Source organism: Acidisoma sp. PAMC 29798, from assembly GCF_030252425.1.
Taxonomy (GTDB): domain Bacteria; phylum Pseudomonadota; class Alphaproteobacteria; order Acetobacterales; family Acetobacteraceae; genus Acidisoma; species Acidisoma cladoniae.
Map to the genome: position 1 here is coordinate 4477382 of NZ_CP126994.1, position 20634 is coordinate 4498015.

A 20634-nucleotide genomic window follows, 5' to 3' on the forward strand; every position below is an offset into this window, starting at 1 on the left:
TAAGGATCGGTGTCATGAAGCTCACCCACGCTGTTGTCGTTGCCCTTTTGCTCGGCGGTACGGCTTCGGCCCAGGCCGCGACCTGGACCGTCGATCCCGCCAAAAGCCACCTCGGTTTCACCGGCTCGCAGAGCGGCACGCCCTTCAAGGGCAGCTTCGGCAAGTTCGCGGGCACGATCGTTTTCGATCCGGCCAATCCTGGCGCCGGGCATGCCGACATCACCATTGACACGGCGAGTGCCAGCACCGGCGACCAGCAGAAAGACAGCGCCATGCCGGGCGATGACTGGTTCGCGGCGGCGAAATTCCCTCAGGCGCGTTTCGTGGCGAGCAGCTTCAAATCCACGGGTGCCGGCGCCTATGAGGCGGTCGGCACGTTGAGCATTCGCGGCCTGTCCAAGCCGGTCATCCTGCCGTTCACCTTGGCGATCACCGGTGACGCTGCGAAAGCAGATGGGAAGGTCCAGCTGATTCGCACCGATTACGGTGTCGGCCAGGGCGCCTGGACGACGGCGCAATACGTGGCGCTGGAAGTTGCCGTGGACGTCGATATCGTGGCGACGAAGACGGCGCGGTAACGGCGGATAACGCTGCGCTCATCCGCCAATAGGACAGGCCGTTACGCCTGCGTCTCGCCCACGCCCATCTTCAGCGCCGCGATCTGCACGCAGCGCTCGAACACATCCAACGCGTCGAAGACCCGGTCCATGCCGTCCTCCGGCAGGACCATCGGATGTCCACCCGCCAGAACTGCGCCCGGAACCATTAGATTGTCCGGCAGGCCGAAATGCTCGACCGTCAGATGCGGCATCGGGTCTGGAATAGCCGAGACATGGGCCCGGCTGCGCGCATCGAAGAGCGTCGCGGTATTGGAATAGCCGAAGATCGGCTTGCCCCGGCCGAGAAACCAGCCGATTTCCACGAGCGTCCCGGCATCGGCAGAAGCGCCGCGAAACGGCGTCAGATTGGCGATGATGATGTCCGCAGCTTCCATCATCGCGACGTCCTTGCGGAAGATCGTGAGGCCGGCCTCGCTGCTCTCCATGGTCGCGAGGCTCTCGATATCCTCGTTCAGCGGCGGCTGACCGCGCAGCCCATATTGGGCACAAATCTCCACCTTGCGCCGCGCATGCTCGCGCGCATTCGGCAGGAAGACATCGGGACCGGCGAGATACACGGTGATCATGCCCCGACCATGCCCGCCTCGCCGGTCGCTCGCAAGACGTCAGGACTTTCGGTTCGCCACCAGATCGTCGACCACCGCCGGGTCGGCGAGCGTCGAAGTATCGCCTAGGCTATCGATCTCATTGGCGGCGATCTTGCGCAGGATGCGCCGCATGATCTTGCCGCTCCGCGTCTTGGGCAGGCCCGGCGCCCATTGGATCACATCTGGCACGGCGATGGCGCCGATATCCTTGCGCACCCAGGCCGACAATTCCTTGAGCAGGGCGTCACTCGGCTCGATGCCGCGCTTGAGGGTGACGTAGGCGTAGATGCCCTGGCCCTTCACGTCATGCGGGAAACCAACCACGGCGGCCTCGGCGACATCCGCGTGGCCGTCCAGCGCGCTCTCGACCTCGGCCGTACCCATGCGGTGGCCGGAGACGTTGATGACGTCATCGACGCGGCCGGTGATCCAGTAATAGCCATCGGCATCGCGGCGGGCACCGTCACCGGTGAAGTAGTATCCCGGGTAGGTGCTGAAATAGGTTTGGATGAAGCGGGCATGATCACCGAAGACGGTGCGCATCTGGCCCGGCCAGCTATCGGCGATGCAGAGATAGCCATCTGCCGCACCCTCCAGAGGGTGACCCTCGGCATCGACGATGACGGGCTGCACGCCGGGCATGGGCAGGGTCGCAGAGCCCGGCTTCAGTGCCATGCCCGGAACCGGGCTGATCAGGATGCCGCCGGTCTCGGTCTGCCACCAGCTATCGACGATGGGGCAGCGACCTTCGCCGACGACCGTGTTGTACCAATGCCAGGCCTCGGGGTTGATCGGCTCGCCCACAGAACCGAGCAGCCGCAGGCTGCTGCGCTTGCTGCGCTTCACCGGCGCATCGCCATCCCGCATCAGGGCGCGGATGGCGGTGGGTGCGGTATAGAAGATCTCGACCTGATGCTTATCGACGATCTCCCACAGCCGCCCGCTGTCGGGATAGGTCGGCACGCCTTCGAACATCAGCGTCGTCGCGCCATTCGCGAGCGGCCCATAGACGATATAGGTGTGGCCGGTGACCCAGCCCACATCGGCAGTACACCAGAACACTTCGCCGGGCCGGTAATCGAAGACCAGCTCATGGGTCAGGCTCGCCCAGACCATGTAGCCGCCGGTGGTGTGAAGGACGCCCTTGGGGCTGCCGGTGCTGCCCGAGGTATAGAGGATGAACAGCGGGTCCTCGGCATTCATCTCCTCCGGCGGGCAATCGGGGGAGGCGGCCGCCACCAGCGCGGCATAGTCATGGTCGCGTCCCTCGATCATCGGCACCTTAGTACCGGTAACGGCGACCACGACCACGGCGGTGACGTTCGGGCAGGATTTCAGCGCCTCATCCGCATTGGCCTTGAGGGGCACGCGCTTGCCGGCGCGGCGGCCTTCGTCAGCCGTGATCAGCACGGTCGATTTGCAATCGAGCATGCGACCCGACAGGCTGAGCGGGGAGAAGCCGCCGAAGACCACGGAATGCACGGCGCCGACGCGGGCGCAGGCGAGCATCGCTACCGCCGCCTCGATCACCATAGGCAGATAGATAGTGACCCGGTCGCCCTTATGGACGCCGAGCGCCTTCAGGCCATTGGCGAGGCGGCAGACCCTTTCGTGCAAGTCGCAATAGGTGATGCTGGCCGAGGTGCCGGGCTCATCGCCTTCCCAGATGATCGCGGTTTGGTCACCCCGCACAGCCAGATGCCGGTCGAGGCAGGAGACGCTGGCATTCAGCGTGCCGTCTTCGAACCACTTGATCGACACGTCACCCGTAAAGCTGGTGTTCTTGATCTTGGTCGGCTCGGCCATCCAGGCGACGCGCGCCAGGGCTTCCCGCTTCCAAAAGGCGTCCGGTGCGGCAGCGACGGCGGCGCGCATCGCGGCAATTCGGTCGGCGCTCTCGCTCAGGCGAGGGGAAAGCGGCGCGGACATGGTGGCGTGATCGTCTGGCATGACGTGGTCCTCCGTCGGTCACGGCGCGGGGCGGCGCCTGCGCAAGCTCCGGCTCTGCGGGCCGGTTTCCCCGAAGGTCCGAGCCATCGGGCGCGAAGTCAAACGCTTTTCAGGCAGAGCTTAAGGGTGTCCGCTATGGGCGAAGCCGCGCAAGGCCGAGACGATGGCGGAAAATTCCTCCGCGATGCGGTCGCTCACGGCGCGTCCACGCAGATAGCCGTGGATCAGGCCGGTGCCAGGATGCAGGCTGGCCGCGACGCCTGACCCGCGGAGCGCGGCCGCATAGTCATGCGAATCCTCCGCGAGAGGATCGATGTCGGCCACGAAAATGGCGGCGGGTGGCAGGCCTGAGAAGTCTCGCGTGGCGAGCGGCGCCAGTTCCGGATCATCCGTCACCACCGGCGGCCCGCCAGCATAGAGCCTGCGATAGCCGGCAAGGCTCGCGGCGGGCAGCAAAGGCGCATCTTCCTTCGGGCCGCCAATCGCCCGCCGGCAATCCGGATGCAGCATCGGGTAGATCAGCACCTGCGCCCAAGGCATCGGCTTACCCTTCCGACGCAGCCGCAGGCAGAGTGCCACCGCGAGGGTGGCGCCGGCACTGTCCCCGGCCACGATCACCGCCTGATGGGAGTCCAGAAGGTCGTCATAGGCGGCCTCAGCATCGTCGAGCGCGGCGGGGTAGCGGTTCTCGGGCGACAGACGGTAATCCAGCGCGGCCACCGCCACTTCGGCGCCGGCGGCGAGGTCCGCGCAGATGCTGTCATGGCTGTCGAGACCGCCGACCACGAAGCCACCACCGTGGAAGTACAGCACGACGCGATGCGGTATGGCATCCGGCGTTGTGTAGCTGCGCACGCGCAATTCGCGCGTCGGATTCTGGGCGTGCAGGATGCCGTCCATGGCCCGCAGGCCCGGTGGATACGGCCGCGCATAGGCCGCGCACATCCGGTCATAGGCGGCGCGGATCACGGGGGCCGGCGCATCGGGCGGCACGCCGGCCGAGAAGCTGTCGGTCTTGCGGATGAAGGCCTTCACCTGACTGTCCAGGTCGAAACTGGTCATCGGACGCTCCCCGGTTCTTCAGTCGGACGTCGCATTTCCGCCGGTTTTGATCTTATAGGCCATTCCGAGTTCGACTTCGCCGATTGCCTGCTGCGTCAGGTGAAGCGCCGCCTGCACATGGCCGGCCTTGTCGGGGGTCGCGAGGCCCAGGTGCTGGGCGGCGTCATTCAGCGATTGCAGCGCCGCGTTCATATGGCCCTGGTGATGCACGGCGCAGCCGGCGAGCGTACCGCCGCTGATGAAGGCGACCGCAATGACGACCCGCCTCATGGCGACACTGCCCGGATTTGGGCTTCGGCTTGGGCGATGAGGGCGATGGCCTTTTGCGGATGGCCGCCCTTGTTGTCGCTGGTCTGCGCCAGGAAGCCGCTGGCATCGTTGAGGGCGGACAGCGCCTGGGCCAGTTGCGGTTCGTCGGCGACGGCCGTCACAGCCAATCCGCCGCCCGCGAAGGCCCCAACCACCATCAAAGCCAAATGCCATTGCCTGCCCATCTACCCCGCCTCCGCTTGCGACTCGTCAGCGGCAGGATAGCGGCATTGCGCATTCATACCAAAGGGTTACTGGCCCGTGTTCCACTGCCGAGCCGATCTGTCAGAAGTGCTCAAGAACAGAGCCTCCCGCTCGTCAGACGCCGCTGATATAGTTCGTCAGGCTGTTGACCTCGTGCAGACGGATGTTGAGTTCCGCCTTCACCACGTCGCCGATGCTGATCAAACCGACCAGTTTGTCGCCTTCAAAGACCGGAAGATAGCGCACACGATGGTCGGTCATGATCTGCATCGCATCCTCCAGCGACGCGTCTGCGCTTACGCGATATTGAGTCGGCCTCATCGCATGATCCGCGCGCATCGCGCGAACCCCGCTGGGATTGAGCGCCATCGCGCGTACGATGCCACGCTCGGACAGCACGCCGAGCAGCTTGCTTCCCTCCATGACCAGGACGGCGCCGATCGTGTTCTCGTGCAGAATCTGGGTGACATCGCTGACCGGGGTATTCGACGAAACGCTGATGAGGTTTTTGCTCTTAGTGGCAAGAATGGACGAGACCAGCACGGTGAGACCTCCCTTTTTTTATTGGCCCAGACTTTAGCAGCCCGTGGCCCCGATTGCAGCCAATTTAACGGAATTCGCGTCGATCATTTGACTTCAGGCAGTTGGCATCAGGAGACTGTGATCAGCCGACTTCGTCAAGCGCTCAGGCGAACTGCATCGCGACGCTGCGCCAGTGAGTGTAGAAATCAATGATCTTGAGCCCCTGTTCCGGCAGGCCAAGGCCCGATCCCTTCCAGCCCCCGAAGGGCGCATGCATTTCCACCCCCGCCGTGGGGAGATTGACGCCGACCACGCCAGACTCGACGCCGCGTGCAAAGCGATGCGCGGCCTCAAGGTCGTGGGTCATGATGGTATTGCTGAGGCCATAGCCGGTGCCGTTGACGGCCGTGATGGCCTGTTCCAAACCATCCACGGGAATGAGCACCACAACGGGTCCGAAGATCTCCTCCTGCGCAAGGGGTGCGTCTGCGGCGACATCGGCAAAGACGGTGGGCGTGATGAAATAGCCGCCGTCGTCCGGCCGCGCGGCCCCGCCGGCCGCGACATGCAGGCCCGCCGCGATACCGGCTTGGATATGCTGGCGGATTTTGCCGAACTGGCGGTCATCCACCACGGGGCCCAGGAAGGTTTCGGGCGCCATGGGGTCACCCACCACAAGCCCGCGTGCCCGCGTGACGAAGGCATCGGTAAAGGCCTCGGCCACGGCGCGGTCTACCAAGACCCGGCTGGTCGCCGTGCATTTCTGGCCGGCGCTGCGGAATGCACCTTCGGTCGCGATCAAAACCGCCTTGTCGATGTCGGCGGCTGAATGGACATAGAGCGCGTTCTTGCCGCCCATCTCGCATTGTGCCCGCGCCAGCCGGCCGGACACCTCCCGGTAGATCGATTGGCCCACGGGCGTCGACCCGGTGAAGGAGATGGCGGGCAGCTGCGGATGCCGCACGATGGCCGCGCCGACATCCGCACCACCATGCACGAGGTTGACCACACCATCCGGCAAGCCCGCTTCCAGCAACGCATCCATTACCGCCTGGGAACACAACGGGTGATGCGGCGCGGGCTTCCACACCACGGTATTGCCGGTCACCAGGGCGGGGCCGAGCTTCCAGCAGGGAATCGAAAAGGGAAAGTTCCAGGGTGTGACGAGGCCCACGGCGCCCAGCGGTTCGCGCAGCGTGTAGTAATGGACATTGGGTCTGCCTGAATGCAGCGTCTCCCCCGCCGGGCGCTGGGCTTCGGCGGCGTAGAATTGCAGCACCTTTCCGGCATAGCCGAGTTCCCCGATGGCCTCGGGCAGGGGCTTGCCCATCTCCCGCGTCATCAAGGCGCCCAGTTCGGCCGCGCGACTGACGATCAGGGCCCCCGCCTTGGCGAGAATCTCGGCGCGCTGAATGGCGCCGCGATCGCGCCAGGCCGGAAAGGCCGCACGTGCCGCCTGCACAGCGTGCTCGACCTCCTCGGCTGACGAAAATGCATAGTCAGACACGACATCGCTGAGATTCGAGGGATTGAGAGCCCGGTAACGCTCGTCACCCGAAGGGGTCGTGCGGCGGCCGCCGATGACATTAGCAATGGCAGTCATGGAATTTCTTCCCTCTTTTGATCGTGAGACTTAGGCCGCCTGGGCGTCGGCCAGGATCATATCCGCGGCCTTCTCACCGATCATGATGATGGCGGCATTGGTATTGGCGGAGATGAGGCGCGGCATGATCGATCCATCAACGACACGCAGCCCTTCCGCGCCATGCACCTTGAGGCTGGGGGAAACCACGGCGTCCGGCCCTGGCCCCATGATGCAGGTGCAGGTGGGGTGATAGATCGTGCTGCCCCGCTCGCGACAATAGGCCAGGAGGTCGGCATCGCTTGTGATGCCAGGTCCTGGCTCCGTCTCTTCCTTCAGATAGTCGCACATGGCCGGGGCATGAACGATGGCGCGCAGGCGGCGGAGCGCATCGATATTGGCCTGCCTGTCGGTTTGGCTCGCCAGGTAATTGACGCGAATTTCCGGCGCTGCGGCGGGATCGGCGCTCTTGATGCGTAGGCTGCCGCGACTCTCGGGCCGCAACTGACAGACCGACGCGGTAAAGGCGGAGTATGGATGCAGGGCTTCCCCCATCTTGTCGGTGCTGAAGGGAATGAAATGGACCTCGCAATCAGGCGTGGCATAGCGCTCATTGGTCTTGAAGATGGCCGTGCCCAGGCCCGCACTCGTCGTCAGGGGGCCTCGGCGATACATCAGGTATTCGAGGCCCATGCCAATGCGACGCAGCGGATGATGGTAGGCGTCGTTGATGGTCACCTTCTTCTTGGCCTTGAAGACCATGCGGACTTGCAGATGATCTTGCAAATTGGCGCCGACGCCCGGCGCATCCTGGATCACCGCAATGCCGTGTTCCTGCAGCAGGTCCGCCGGACCCCAGCCTGACAGTTGCAGAAGCTGCGGTGAGTTGATGGCGCCACCGGACAGGATGACCTCGCGACCCGCCATCACCCGCTTGATGCGGCCCTCATGCAGGAAGGACACGCCGGTCGCGCGCTTACCCTCGAACAGCACCGTCTGGGCCATCGCATAGGTCATGACGGTGAGATTGGCGCGCTTCATCGCCGGGCGCAGGAACGCCACGGCGGCGCTACACCGGCGGCCCCGGCGGGAGGTGGTCTGGAAATAGCCAGCGCCTTCCTGGCTCTCGCCGTTGAAATCCTCATTGCGCTGCAAGCCGGTCTCGGCGGCCGCCCGAATGAAGGCCTCGACCAGTTCATGGGGCGCCGGAGGATCGGAGACGGCGAGAGGACCGCCCACGCCGTGATAGGCATCCGCGCCGCGCTGATGATCTTCGGATTTCTTGAAATAGGGCAAGACATCGTCATAGGACCAGCCGGTATTGCCGAGCTGGCGCCACAGGTCGAAGTCTTCCTTCTGGCCGCGCAGATAAACCAACCCGTTGATGGAACTTGATCCGCCCAAAACCTTGCCGCGTGGCTGGAAGATGCGGCGATTGTTGAGTTCGGGTTCGGGCTCTGTGTGGTACATCCAGTTGTAGCGCACGTCCTTGAACAGCCTGCCATAGCCTATGGGAATGTGGATCCAGATATTGTTGTCTGGGCCGCCGGCCTCCAGCAGCAGCACGCGGTGCCGCCCCGATGCCGTGAGACGGTTCGCGAGCACGCAGCCAGCCGATCCGGCGCCGACAATGACATAGTCGAAGACCTTGGGGTCTTCGGGCTGGCTTTTTGCCAAGTCTTATGTCCTCCCTCTATCGACGCCGTGTTTACGCCCGCGCGTCTCGTGGGTACGAGCGCCAGCCGCCATGCGCCGCCTTAAAGGCCTGAAGCGCGGGCTGCATGTGCTGCACACACAAGGTTTCGAAACCCACGCGGTCGCCTGCTTCCATGGCATTGATGATCTGGACGTGTTCCTGTCGCGACTTTTCCGCGAGTTCCGGCGTGGCGATGGCATAGCAATGAATGGCGGCGGTCTTGACCCAGTAATGCTGTATCAAGTCCGCGAGGTGACGATTGCGGCAGGCGCCGAAGATCATCTGGTGGAAGCTATCATTGGCGACCGAGGCGGCATTGAGGTCACCCGCCTCACCGCAGCGGATATAGGTGTCATTGACGGCGCGAAGTTGCGTGATCCATGCAGGATCGGCGGGCAAGGGAATGCGCTGCGCCGCCTGCTGTTGCAAAATGCTGCGTATTTCATAAAGCGCATCCACTTCCTCTGCCGAATAGTCGCTGACGACGGCGCCACGGTTTTGCCGACGCTGGATCAGCCCGGCGCGATCGAGCTCTTCGAAGGCCGCGCGAATGACATGGCGACCGACCGAGAAACGGTCGCTGAGTTCTTCTTCCACCAGGCGTTCGCGGGGTTTGAGGCGACCGAAGACGATATCGTGTTGCAAGGCGCTGACCACCGACATGACACGTTGATCGCCGGCTTTGCCAGCGCGGCCCGCCATGTCTTCGACTTTGGCATTGTCCATGCGGTCCATCCCCAAGGCGACTAAACGCTTCCCCACTCGTTTGGTCAACGGGATTGTTGACAAGATTGATTGCAACTTTGATAACGGGGCTTCGCGCGCCAATAAGGATAACGGATGACCATCACGACCACGACGGCCGCTGCGTGATGCATGATTTCTGCGTCATCGGTGGCGGCATCGTGGGCCTCGCGACGGCGCTGGAACTGGTGCGCCTGGAACCTGGGGCGCGTATCGTGCTCCTGGAAAAGGAGCGCGACCTTGCCGTTCACCAGACCGGCCACAATAGCGGCGTCATCCATGCGGGGATTTATTACAAGCCTGGCAGCCTGAAGGCCGATCTTTGCCGACGGGGGGCGCAGGCGACAAAAACCTATTGCCGCCAACACAACATCCCCTTCGCGACGCCCGGTAAGCTTGTCGTGGCAACCAGCGAGATCGAGATGGAGCGGCTGCGCGCGTTGGAGATCAATGCCCAGCAGAACGGCATCGTGGTGGAACCGCTGGACGCCGCGGCGCTGCGACGGCGGGAACCCAATGTGCGGGGCCTCGGCGCCTTGTTCGTGCGGGATAGTGGTATCGTCAATTACCGCCTTGTCTGCGCTGCCATGGCCGAGGATTTGCGTGCGGCGGGCGGCGTTATTGAACTCGACACGCGTGTCGATGGCATTGCGGAAGATGCCGATGGGGTCACCATCCGCGCCGGGGAACGCCACTGGGTCGCGCGCAAACTCGTAGTCTGCGCAGGTTTGCAGTCAGACCGGCTGGCGCGCCTCGCGGGTCTGCCGATCACGCATCAGGTGATCCCCTTCCGGGGTGAATATTATCTGGTCCGTCCGGAAAAGAGCGGCATCCTGAGGCATATGATTTATCCGGTGCCCGACCCGGATCTGCCCTTCCTCGGCATTCACCTGACGCCCATGATCGGCGGTGCGCTGACCGTCGGGCCCAATGCCGTACTCGGCATGGCGCGCGAAGGCTATGGCCGCTTCGCCGTCGATATCCGGGACATGCTGACCTATCTGCGCTTTCCCGGATTCTGGAGAGTGGTCGGCCAGAATCTGCGCTCTGGCACGGCCGAGCTTCGCAACAGCCTGTCCAAGGCGCATTACCTGGCGCAGTGCCAAAAATATTGTCCAGACCTCCAGGAAAGCGATCTTCTGCCGTATGAGGCCGGCATTCGTGCCCAGGCCGTGATGAAGGACGGTACGCTGGTGCATGATTTTCTGTTCCTCAATACGGACCGGATGCTGCACGTCTGCAACGCGCCGTCTCCAGCGGCGACCTCCGCCATTCCCATCGGCGAAATGATCGCGCGACGCTGCGTCGGCGCCAGCAATCATCCGGTTTCCTGAGGATGCCCATGTTCAAACTCGACGGTCGTGTGGCGCTCGTCACCGGCGGCAATGGCGGTATCGGCCTCGCGATGGCGCGCGGATTGGCCCAGGCTGGGGCCGATATCGTCCTGACCGGTCGGGACGCCACCAAAGGCGACGCGGCGAGGGCGGAGATTGCAGCGCTTGGCCGTTCGGCCGCCTTCATCATGGGTGACCTCGGCACGGCGGAGGGGTGTGCGGCCTTGATGGAAGGCGCCATGCAGGCTTTCGGCCGGATCGATATCCTTATCAACAATGCCGGCATCGCCGCGCGCCGACGGCCGGAAGATCTGTCCATCGAGGAATGGAACGGCGTCATTGCCACCAACCTCACCTCGGCCTTCGTCTGCTCGCAGAAAGCCTATCCCTTCATGCAGCGCCAGGGCGGCGGCAAGATCATCAATATCGGCTCGATGCTGTCCCTGTTCGGCACCAGCTTCGGGGCCGCCTATGGCGCAAGCAAGGGCGGCCTTGTGCAGCTCACGCGGTCACTCGCGGTCGCCTGGGCCGCCGACAATATCCAAGTCAACGCGGTGTTGCCCGGTTGGATTGCGACCGAGATGGGCCAGGCCGCGCGGGCGCAGATCGGCGGCCTGGATGAGCGTGTGACGACGCGCACGCCCGCAGGCCGCTGGGGGGACCCCGCAGACCTTGCCGGCGTCGCGGTGTTCCTGGCCAGTGCCGCGTCGGATTACGTGACCGGCGTTTCCATTCCCGTCGATGGCGGGTTTTCCATCGCCGGGTGACGGGCCGAAGCGCTGGACTTTTGAGTTCGAGAGTGTTCAATCGAGGCCAGGGAAACCGCCCACAACATACCGCAGTGCACAATGCCTGCCATGATGACTGCCTTCGATGTTAAACAGACGCACGGGATCTTGCGGCGCCCGGAGCATCGCATCGACTCGACCAGCGATACGCTGGGCTGGGGGTCTCTCTATGCGTCCCGTCAAAGAGAACAACCCTACGAAGATAGCTTCGCGGCGGTCGATGATCATCTGATCATCTTGCATCTCGACGGGCCTGTCGAAGTCGAGCGGCATATCGGCTTTGGCAAGCTCAAGCGCCGGGTGCCGCCCGGCGGCCAATTCATCCTGCCTGGCGGCACGGACTTTCGGGTGCGCCTCGCTCAGCCGCTGACCAGTGTCCATATCTATGTCCGCGACGCGATCCTGCGCGATGTCGCGGCGGAGGTCTTTCGCGGTGACCCGGCCCATGCCGAAATACAACCCTGCCTGGGTGAGTTGGATCCGGTGATCGAGGATCTGGCCCGCGCCGCGAGCCACTTGCTCGCGGACCGTGACCCAGAGTCTGTGCTCATGGCGGATTATTTGGCGCATGCCCTGGCGCTTCGTCTTCTGTCGCGCAACCTCGGCCATGCCCGCATTGAGGAGGCATCGAAGGGTGTCCTGACGAGGGGCCAAAGGCGCCAGGTCTGCGACTATGTGCAGGCGCATCTCGCGCATCCGATCGGCCTTGCTGACCTCGCGGTGGTGGCTGGGCTCAGCCAGACGAGCTTTGCGCGGCTGTTCAAGCGCAGCTTGGGCGTCGCACCCTACCGCTACGTGCTTCTTGCGCGTCTTGACCACGCCAAGCGTTTGCTGAGCGGGTCCAACACATCCATCGCCGCCATCGCGCAGACCTGCGGCTTCACGCATCAGGAGCATCTGACACGGCTGTTTCATCGGGAGATCGGCACCACCCCCGCCGCGTACCGGCGCGGGACTGCATTCTAGAAAGCCGGTTTCGTGCAGACCGACGAACCGGATTGTGCAGGACGCGGGTGAAAGACCGCGTGCAGAGTCGCGCGCTGCGGGAGGAACGACAATGATCGAAACCGACGTCCTGATTGTCGGCAGTGGGCCGGCGGGCTCAACCGCCGCCCTTTTGCTCGCGACCTACGGCATAAAAACAGTCCTGGTCACCAAGTATCGGTGGCTCGCGGATACACCTCGTGCCCACATCACCAATCAGCGTGCGCTCGAAATCTTCCGCGACATGGGGATCGAGGAGGAGGTCAAGCGCCTCGCGGTCAAGCAGGAGTGGATGGGCAATACGGTCTTCTGCACGTCTATGGCCGGTGAGGAGATCGGCCGGATCCAGACCTGGGGCACGCATCCGCGCCGTCGCGCCGACTATACCTTGGCCAGTCCGACCACGATGTGCGACCTGCCGCAGAATTTGCTTGAGCCGATCCTGCTCGGCAATGCGGCGACACGCGGCGCGCGCGTGCGCTTCGATACGGAATACCTCGCACTGGCGCAGGATGCGGAGGGTGTCACCGCAACTGTGAGAGATCGCCTCAGCGGCGACACTTATCAGATCAGGGCGAAATATCTGATCGGTGCAGACGGCGGGCGCAGCAAGGTAGCCGAGGATATCGGCCTCCCCTTCGAGGGTAAGATGGGCGTCGGCGGCAGCATGAACATCGTGTTCGAGGCGGACCTGTCCCGCTATGTGGAGCACCGGCCGAGCGTACTCTACTGGGTCTTGCAGCCGGGCTCGAACATCGGCGGTATCGGCATGGGTTTGGTGCGCATGGTGCGCCCATGGAATGAATGGTTGATCGTCTGGGGCTATGACATCAACGAACCACCGCCCGAAGTCGATGATGCCATGGCAACCGAAGTGGCGCATCGCCTGATCGGCGACAGTTCCATTCCCATCAAGATCAAATCGCATTCGGTCTGGACGGTGAACAATATGTTCGCCACGCGCTATGCCAGCGGCCGTGTCTTCTGCGTGGGGGATGCGGTGCATCGTCATCCGCCGTCGAACGGCCTCGGCTCCAATACCTCCGTTCAGGATGCCTATAACCTGGCCTGGAAGCTCGCCATGGTCATCCGCGGCACGGCGGCGCCTGCTTTGCTCGATAGCTACGATCAGGAACGCGCGCCCATCGGCCGCCAGATCGTGACCCGTGCCAATCAAAGCATCGAGGAATTTGGCCCGATCTTCGCGGCCCTCGGGCTGTTGAACACCGACGATCCCGACGTCATGCGCAAGCATATGGCGGACCGCAAGACGAATACGCCCGAGGCTGCCGAGCAGCGTGAAGCGCTGCGCAAGGCCATCGCCTTCAAGGACTATGAGTTCAACTGTCACGGCGTCGAACTCAATCAGCGCTACGCCTCCGTCGCGATCGTGCCAGACGCTATGACGGATCCCGGCTTTTCACGTGACCGGGAATTATATTACCAGCCGAGCACGCGATCCGGCGCGCATCTGCCACATGTATGGTTGCAGCGGAACGGCCGTCCCGTCTCCACCCTCGACGTGGTGGGCAAGGGGCGCTTCACCCTTCTCACCGGCATCGGCGGTGAGGCCTGGGTCGCCGCTGCCCATGCCGCGCGCCAGGCCTTCGGTATCGACATCGCCGCCGTGGTGATCGGCCCGGACCGCGATTATGAGGATCTCTACGGAAGCTGGGCGGAGCTGCGTGACATCGCCGAGGCCGGTTGCCTGCTCATCCGACCGGATATGCAGATTGCATGGCGCGCCAAGGCGGCCTCCGCCGAGGCTGAGCGTGATCTGTTCGCCGCGATCGGCAGCATCCTCGGGCGAACCGCAGATCAGGCCGTCGAACAGGCCGCGTGAATAAGAAGAAACCGGGAGAAACCCATGACCGCTCATCGCCTGACGCCCAGCCGACGCCACATCCTGCAAGGGTTTGGCGCGACAGCCCTGGCGGCGAGCCTGCCGCTGCGCGCCCACGCCGCCAAGCCTATCAAGATCGGCTATGTCAGTCCTGAAACGGGACCGCTTGCACCCTTCGGCGCAGCGGATGCCTTCGTCATCGCGGCACTTGGCGGCAAGCTCGCGGCGCATGGCATTACGCTGGAGGTGCGCGACAGCCAGTCCGACCCCAATCGCGCCAGCACCGTCGCCAATGACCTCATCAATGACGGCGTCTCGCTCATGCTGGTGTCTTCGACACCGGAAACCACCAATCCGGTGTCAGATCAATGTGAGTTGGCGGGCGTGCCCTGCGTCTCGACAGTGTCGCCCTGGCAGGCCTGGTTCTTCAATCGCGGCGGCAAGCCGGATGAGGGCTTCACCTATACCTACCATTTCTTCTGGGGTCTTGAGGATGTCATCGCGGTTTATACCGGCATGTGGGGGCAATTGCAGACCGACCGTGTTGTAGGCGCACTCTTTCCCAATGACGGCGATGGCAATGCCTGGGGCGATAAGGCGCATGGCTTTCCCGGCCCGCTTGCCGCTCAGCATTTCACGCTGATCGATCCTGGCCGCTTCCAGGATGGGTCCGCAGACTTCAGTGCGCAGATCAATGCCTTCAAAGCCGCGAAGGCCGAGATCGTCACCGGCGTCGTGATCCCCCCGGACTGGACGACCTTCTGGTCGCAGGCCTTGCAGCAAGGATTCAAGCCGCGCGTCGCGACCGTCGGTAAGGCACTTTTGTTTCCAGAAACCGTCAATGCGCTGGGTGCTGCTGGCAACAACCTCTCGACCGAAGTGTGGTGGACGCCGAACCATCCCTTCACCTCGTCCTTGACTGGACAAAGCGCCAAGGCCCTCGCCGCTGCCTATACCCAGAAGACGGCCAAGCAATGGACGCAGCCGATCGGTTTCGCCCATGCCCTGCTCGAAATCGCGGTCGATACCCTGGGCCGGGCAAGTGACCCGACCGACCGTGAGTCTGTGCTCGCAGCGCTGGTCAAGACGCGGCTCGATACCATCGTCGGGCCGATTGCCTGGGGCCAAGGTCCGGTCAAGAACGTCGCCAAGACGCCGCTCGTCGGCGGGCAGTGGCGGCTGACGCCTGGTGGCCCTTACCAGTTCGATCTCGTGATTACCGAAAACGCGGGGGCGCCGACCATCCCCGCCGGTGGCACGATGGCGCCGATCGCGTGAGCCCTGCGCTGCTCACGGTCACCGGTCTGAACAAGGCCTTTGGCGCATTGGTCGTGACCGATGATGTGTCATTGGAGGTGCGGGCAGGCGAAGCGATCGGCATTATCGGGCCGAACGGTGCGGGAAAGAGCACCTTGTTCAACCTCATCAGCGGCGACATCCGACCCGACACCGGCCGGATCCTGTTCGACGGGCAGGACATGACCACGCTTCAGCCCCATGCCCGCGCCGCGCGGGGCATCGGGCGTTCCTACCAAATTCCACGTCCCTTCGAGCGCATGAGCGTTTTGGAAAACCTTCTGGTCGGGGCGTCATTTGCCGGGCGCCAGCGGGTCGCTCATCCGCGCGCTTATTGCGGGGAGGTGCTGGCCCGTACCGGTCTCGCGGGCAAGGCCGCCGCGCAGGCCGGGACCTTGACCCTGTTGGAGCGCAAACGGTTGGAACTGGCCCGCGCCCTTGCGATATCTCCGCGCCTGCTCTTGCTCGATGAAATTGCGGGCGGGTTGACAGACCCTGAAGCGCATCTGCTGGTCGAGACCATTCGCGCCATTCACGCCGACGGCGTCGCCATCATCTGGATCGAGCATGTCTTGCATGCCCTGATCCCGGCAATCACCCGGCTGCTGGTGCTGAACTTCGGGCGGATCATCGCATCCGGTGATCCCCGCGCCGTCATGGCAAGCCCCCTCGCGCGCGAGACCTACCTCGGCATCGATGACATGGCCGTTGCGTGAGCAACCCTCTGCTCCAGGTCACCGGCCTCACCGCCTTTTATGGCGAGTTCCAGGCCCTGTTCGGCATAGACCTCACCCTTTTCGAGGGCGAAATCGTTGGGGTGATTGGCGCCAATGGCGCTGGGAAAACCACACTGCTGCGCGCCATCACCGGCCTGCTGCCGGCGCGGCCCGAGGCCATCACGCTGGCGGGATCGCCGATCGGCGGCATGCGCGCCGAAGGCATCCTGCGCCTCGGGATCGCCATGGTGCCGGAGGGTCGGAAGCTGTTTCCGTCGCTGTCGGTCGAGGAGAATCTGCGCCTGGGCGGCTATGCGCGTCGCCCCGGCGGATGGACGCTCGATCGTGTGCTGGACCTGTTTCCGATCCTGCGCGAGCGTCGGGGCGGGGCAGCCACAAAGCTTTCCGGTGGGCAGCAGCAGATGGTGGCGATCGGTCGCGCGCTGATGTCCAATCCGCGACTGCTGTTATGTGACGAGATCAGCCTCGGCCTCGCGCCGATGGTGATCGCCGATGTCTATGCGGCGCTGCCGTCGATCCGCGACTCCGGCACCAGCCGCCGATGTCTATGCGGCGCTGCCGTCGATCCGCGACTCCGGCACCAGCATCGTCATCGTCGAGCAGGACATCGCGCGGGTCATGCGGGCGACCGATCGGCTGTACTGCCTGCGGGAAGGTCATGTCGTTCTGCAAGGCACCAGCCGCGATCTGGATCGCGCTCAGATCGGGGACGCCTATTTCGGTGCCATCGCCGCAGGTGGCGCGGCATGACGGGTTGGATCGACATTGTCGCGCAGGGCATTCTCGTCGGCGGCTTCTATGCCTTGTTCGCGACCGGACTGTCCTTGATGTTCGGCGTCATGCGCTTGGTCAATCTCGCGCACGGAGACATCATCGTGCTGGCCGCCTTCTTGGCACTGGTGCTTGTGCAACAAGCCGGGATTCACCCCCTCCTTTGCCTGATCGCGATCGTGCCTGTGATGGCCGCCATCGGCTACGGCCTGCAGCGTTTCCTGCTCAACCGCACGCTAGGACGCGACATCCTGCCGCCGCTTTTGGTGACCTTCGGCCTGTCGATCGTCATTCAGAACGCGCTGCAACTGGTCTTCAGCGCCGATAGCCGCAAACTGCCGATGGGCGCTATGACCACGCGCGGCATCATGCTGATCCCCGGCGTGTCAGTCGGCATCTACCCCTTGGGGGTGCTGATCGCGGCCGTCGCCGTCATCGGCGGGTTGCAGGTCTTCCTGTATCGCACGCCAATCGGTGCGGCGCTGCGGGCAACATCGGATGATCCCGTCACGGTCCGGCTGATGGGCGTGGATAACCGGCACATGTATGCCGTCGCGACTATGCTGGCCTTTGCGGTCGCGGGCCTCGCAGGTGTGCTGATGGGCGGCTACACGAACTTCACGCCGGTCTCCGGGCCGCAACAACTGCTGTTTGGCTTCGAGGCGATTATCATCGGCGGCCTGGGCAATCTGTGGGGCACGCTGATTGGCGGCATGGTCCTCGGCGTGAGCCAAGCCATCGGTGCGGGTATCGATCCCGGCCTGCAAATCCTCGTCGGACACCTGGCCTTCCTGGCAATCCTGTTCGCGGCACCGCGTGGGCTGTTTCCCCGAATGGCTGATTAGGATGCGGGGCCGCTCGACGATCCTCTTCGCCGTCATTCTGCTCGCCTGCCTCGGTGCGCCGCTATTCGGCGGACCATCGACACGTCAGCTCGGCATCGAGTTCTCCACCACCCTGGCGCTAGCCACGCTGTGGAACCTGCTGGCGGGCTACGCCGGTGTCGTCTCTATCGGCCAGCAGGCCTATGTCGGTCTCGGTGGCTATGTCTTGTTCGCCCTCGTGGCACTGTTAGGGTTCCCGGTGGTCGCAGCACTGCCCCTCGCGGGTGTCGCCTGCGGTCTGATCGCGATCCCTTCGGCCCGATTGCTGTTTCGCCTGCGGGGGCCGCATTTCGCGATTGGGAGTTGGGTGCTGGCGGAGGTGTTCCGCCTTGCCATCGCTCAGGTCTCGGCGCTCGGCGGCGGTTCCGGCATGAGCCTGCCGATTCGTTCGATCCTCGCCATCAGCCATAGCCGCCCCGAGCGGTTGCTGTTGTTTTGCGCCTTCGCCGCAACCCTCGCGCTGGCGATCAGCCTGATGGTAGGGCTGCTGCTACGTTCCCGTCTCGGCCTTGGTCTGACGGCGATCCGGGATGCCGAGAGTGCGGCATCCAGCCTCGGTGTCGATGTCGCTTGGCTGAAGCGGGTGGTCTACGTGTTCGTGGCGGCCGCAACCGGCCTGGTGGGCGCGCTGTTGTTTTTGCAGAACGTGCGCATTTCGCCCGATGCGGCCTTCAGTGTGAATGATTGGACGGCGAACATCATCTTCATCGTGGTCATCGGCGGTATCGGCACGATGGAAGGCCCGTTGATCGGCTGTCTGGTGTTCTTTGCCTTTCGCGCGGCTTTTGCGGCTTACGGTGCCTGGTATCTCATCGGCCTCGGGTTGATCGCCATCGGCATGATGCTGGCGCGGCCGGATGGCATCGCGGGTTGGGTAAAAACCTCTGCGCCCAGAGCCAAATCCGTGTCGAAGAGCCAAGCTTAAAACGGTCGGTGTCGGAACAGCACGGATCGGGCGGCACGGGCTAATGGGCCGCGAAGCCGCCATTCGGCGCCCAAGGCGAAGTCGGCCTCATCCGGATTGAAAGGCACATGCCCTGACCAGGAATAGACCGTCACCTCACCGATCCAAATTTGCGCGCCCCCATCATAGAGATCGACGCGCAGGTGGTCGAAGCCCTGACCCAGCGCTTCGGCGATCCTGATCATATCCGTGAGGCGCTCGGGCCTGGGGAAATCGCGATCTACGCGGCGGGTGAAATGCCAGTTCAACCTTGTCCAGTCCGGCTTGTGGAAGGCGCCGTTGCGGACGCGTCCATCCTCCACGAAGACGGTGTTGATGACCGCGACGCGGCCGTCGAAGACGAAGAGGCGAACCTCCTCGGGCTGCGCTCCGGCGGCCGTCGTGATTGTCCGCTCGATGATCAACCGGCGCGGCACAGCCTTGTAAGCGGGTTCGTCATAGGCAGAGCCGTGGCAAATCGCGAGCCAGGCCTCGGCACGCGCACGGATCGCAGCACGGTCGATGACCTCATCCGGACCTACCATGATGACCTGGCCGCTGGCATGGGTGCTTTTGAGGACAAAGGGCGGCGTGATGCGATCGAAGGGAATCTCCTCCGGCATCCCGGTCCAGAGGAGCGGCACAAGCAGGTTGCCCCCGACGCGATCGGTTACGAAATCGCGCACCGCCAGCTTGTCGCACAGGATCGGAAAGGCAGGGTTCTGGTCGAAGATCTTGCGCCACTGCATCTTTTCGGTGAAACGACACGGCCGCAGAATACGGGGTGCGCGGCCATGAGCCCGCGCATAGGCGGCGCGGACGCGGTAGACGGTGGTTCGCCATTCCATGATACGGGCGGCAAGGGCCCGCAGACGTCCGTCAGTCATGATGGTGACGACAACTCCCTGCCGTAGGTGATCGCCAGCCTATCGGCGAAGCCATAGTTCGGGCAAGGCCATCCCATGAACGCACAAGACATGTGGATTGCACAAATTTCGGACCCTCATCTCCGGCCCAGCGGGCTGCTATATCAGGACGTGCTCGACACTGCCGCGCCATTGCGCACGGCGATCGCGCAGATCAATGCCCTGGACCCGCCGCCGGACGTGGTGCTGCTGACGGGCGATGTCGTCGATGAGGGCGCGGCCGCCGAATATGCCGTGGCCCGCGATGTGCTGGCCGCGTTGCAGCCGAAGCTTCTGGTCATTCCGGGTAATCATGATGAGCGGCTGGCCTTTCGCACGGCTTTCCATGATCACGCCTATCTGCCGCAGACCGGTCCGCTGCATTACGTCATTGACGATGCGGGACCGGTGCGCGTGATCGCGCTGGATGTCACAGTGCCCGACCTTCATCACGGCGTGGTCGATGACGCGGCGCTGCTCTGGTTGGAGCAGGTTCTCGGCGCCGAGGCCGAGCGGCCCAGCGTGGTGATGATGCATCAGCCGCCGTTGGTGTCAGGCGTGCCCTATCTCGACGAATACCGCTGTTTCGGCGGAGACCGGCTGGCCGAGGTTCTAAGGCGCTTCCCCGCCGTCGAGCGCGTGCTCTGCGGCCATGTTCATCGCCAGATGCAGATGCGGTTCGGCGGCACGCTGCTCTGCACGGCGCCGAGCACCGCGACCACGATTGCGTTGCAAACCCAAGCGGATGCCGAACCGGCCTCGTTCATCGAACCGCCCGGGTTTCTGCTGCATCATTGGCGGCCCGACCGTGGCATGGTGACGCATAGCATACCGATTGGAACCTTTCCGGGGCCGTTTGCTTTCGCCTGACCC

20 protein-coding genes are annotated in these 20634 nt (G+C 63.9%); 10 read left to right on the forward strand and 10 right to left on the reverse strand.

From position 1 onward, the window contains the following. Positions 1-14: 14 nt before the first annotated feature. Positions 15-578, forward strand: coding sequence for a YceI family protein (locus QP803_RS21510; protein ID WP_284945538.1), 564 nt, complete (start codon positions 15-17; stop codon positions 576-578). A 41-nt stretch (positions 579-619) separates the two neighbouring features. On the opposite strand, the gene QP803_RS21515 is transcribed toward QP803_RS21510, so the two are convergent. The 9 genes from QP803_RS21515 to QP803_RS21555 all read right to left on the reverse strand — a co-directional run bounded on the left by QP803_RS21515 (position 620) and on the right by QP803_RS21555 (position 9258). After that, positions 620-1186: a nucleoside 2-deoxyribosyltransferase gene (locus QP803_RS21515; protein WP_284945539.1), complete on the reverse strand. Its 567-nt coding sequence runs from the start codon at positions 1184-1186 to the stop codon at positions 620-622. A gap of 39 nt (positions 1187-1225) precedes the next feature. Next, positions 1226-3157 (reverse strand): acetate--CoA ligase, encoded by a 1932-nt coding sequence (acs, locus tag QP803_RS21520; RefSeq protein WP_284945540.1) that lies wholly within the window; start codon positions 3155-3157, stop codon positions 1226-1228. Between the two features lie 120 nt (positions 3158-3277). Then, positions 3278-4219, reverse strand: a complete 942-nt coding sequence (locus tag QP803_RS21525) for an alpha/beta hydrolase (RefSeq protein ID WP_284945542.1) — start codon at positions 4217-4219, stop codon at positions 3278-3280. A gap of 18 nt (positions 4220-4237) precedes the next feature. Continuing rightward, on the reverse strand, positions 4238-4489 hold the full coding sequence (locus tag QP803_RS21530) for a hypothetical protein (protein ID WP_284945545.1): 252 nt from the start codon (positions 4487-4489) through the stop codon (positions 4238-4240). Beyond that, a complete protein-coding gene (locus QP803_RS21535; RefSeq protein ID WP_284945546.1) occupies positions 4486-4713 on the reverse strand; it encodes a hypothetical protein in 228 nt (75 codons plus the stop codon). The genes QP803_RS21530 and QP803_RS21535 overlap by 4 nt, the downstream gene beginning before the upstream one ends. Positions 4714-4846: 133 nt before the next feature. Next, entirely contained in the window at positions 4847-5275 is a 429-nt protein-coding gene (locus QP803_RS21540) for a CBS domain-containing protein (RefSeq protein ID WP_284945547.1), read from the reverse strand. Positions 5276-5417: 142 nt separating this feature from the next. After that, positions 5418-6857 carry an aldehyde dehydrogenase family protein gene (locus tag QP803_RS21545; RefSeq protein ID WP_284945548.1) on the reverse strand — a complete coding sequence of 480 codons (1440 nt, stop codon included), beginning with the start codon at positions 6855-6857 and terminating at the stop codon, positions 5418-5420. A 30-nt stretch (positions 6858-6887) separates the two neighbouring features. Then, positions 6888-8513 carry a GMC family oxidoreductase gene (locus QP803_RS21550; protein ID WP_284945549.1) on the reverse strand — a complete coding sequence of 542 codons (1626 nt, stop codon included), beginning with the start codon at positions 8511-8513 and terminating at the stop codon, positions 6888-6890. Between the two features lie 31 nt (positions 8514-8544). Next, entirely contained in the window at positions 8545-9258 is a 714-nt protein-coding gene (locus tag QP803_RS21555) for a GntR family transcriptional regulator (protein ID WP_284945551.1), read from the reverse strand. A 146-nt stretch (positions 9259-9404) separates the two neighbouring features. Here QP803_RS21555 and lhgO point away from each other — a divergent pair, with 146 nt between their 5' ends. The 8 genes from lhgO to QP803_RS21595 all read left to right on the forward strand — a co-directional run bounded on the left by lhgO (position 9405) and on the right by QP803_RS21595 (position 18838). Then, positions 9405-10610, forward strand: coding sequence for an L-2-hydroxyglutarate oxidase (gene lhgO, locus QP803_RS21560; protein WP_284947996.1), 1206 nt, complete (start codon positions 9405-9407; stop codon positions 10608-10610). 8 nt (positions 10611-10618) lie between these two features. Then, on the forward strand, positions 10619-11377 hold the full coding sequence (locus QP803_RS21565) for an SDR family NAD(P)-dependent oxidoreductase (RefSeq protein WP_284945552.1): 759 nt from the start codon (positions 10619-10621) through the stop codon (positions 11375-11377). Positions 11378-11467: 90 nt separating this feature from the next. Further along, on the forward strand, positions 11468-12364 hold the full coding sequence (locus QP803_RS21570; RefSeq protein WP_284945553.1) for an AraC family transcriptional regulator: 897 nt from the start codon (positions 11468-11470) through the stop codon (positions 12362-12364). A gap of 91 nt (positions 12365-12455) precedes the next feature. Next, complete coding sequence (locus tag QP803_RS21575) at positions 12456-14225, forward strand: FAD-dependent oxidoreductase (protein ID WP_284945555.1); 1770 nt, start codon at positions 12456-12458, stop codon at positions 14223-14225. 24 nt (positions 14226-14249) lie between these two features. Continuing rightward, complete coding sequence (locus QP803_RS21580) at positions 14250-15503, forward strand: ABC transporter substrate-binding protein (RefSeq protein WP_284945558.1); 1254 nt, start codon at positions 14250-14252, stop codon at positions 15501-15503. Continuing rightward, positions 15500-16237 (forward strand): ABC transporter ATP-binding protein, encoded by a 738-nt coding sequence (locus tag QP803_RS21585; RefSeq protein ID WP_284945561.1) that lies wholly within the window; start codon positions 15500-15502, stop codon positions 16235-16237. Before QP803_RS21580 ends, QP803_RS21585 begins: the two co-directional genes overlap by 4 nt. Then, positions 16234-17874, forward strand: a complete 1641-nt coding sequence (locus tag QP803_RS21590; protein WP_284945564.1) for an ABC transporter permease subunit — start codon at positions 16234-16236, stop codon at positions 17872-17874. The genes QP803_RS21585 and QP803_RS21590 overlap by 4 nt, the downstream gene beginning before the upstream one ends. 1 nt (position 17875) lies before the next feature. After that, positions 17876-18838 carry a branched-chain amino acid ABC transporter permease gene (locus QP803_RS21595; protein WP_284945567.1) on the forward strand — a complete coding sequence of 321 codons (963 nt, stop codon included), beginning with the start codon at positions 17876-17878 and terminating at the stop codon, positions 18836-18838. Here the strand turns inward: QP803_RS21595 and QP803_RS21600 are convergent. Further along, positions 18835-19743 (reverse strand): ATP-grasp fold amidoligase family protein, encoded by a 909-nt coding sequence (locus QP803_RS21600; protein WP_284945570.1) that lies wholly within the window; start codon positions 19741-19743, stop codon positions 18835-18837. The genes QP803_RS21595 and QP803_RS21600 overlap by 4 nt on opposite strands. A gap of 75 nt (positions 19744-19818) precedes the next feature. Between QP803_RS21600 and QP803_RS21605 the strand changes: the two genes are divergently transcribed. Then, positions 19819-20631, forward strand: a complete 813-nt coding sequence (locus QP803_RS21605; protein WP_284945573.1) for a phosphodiesterase — start codon at positions 19819-19821, stop codon at positions 20629-20631. The last annotated feature ends 3 nt before the right edge of the window (positions 20632-20634 follow it).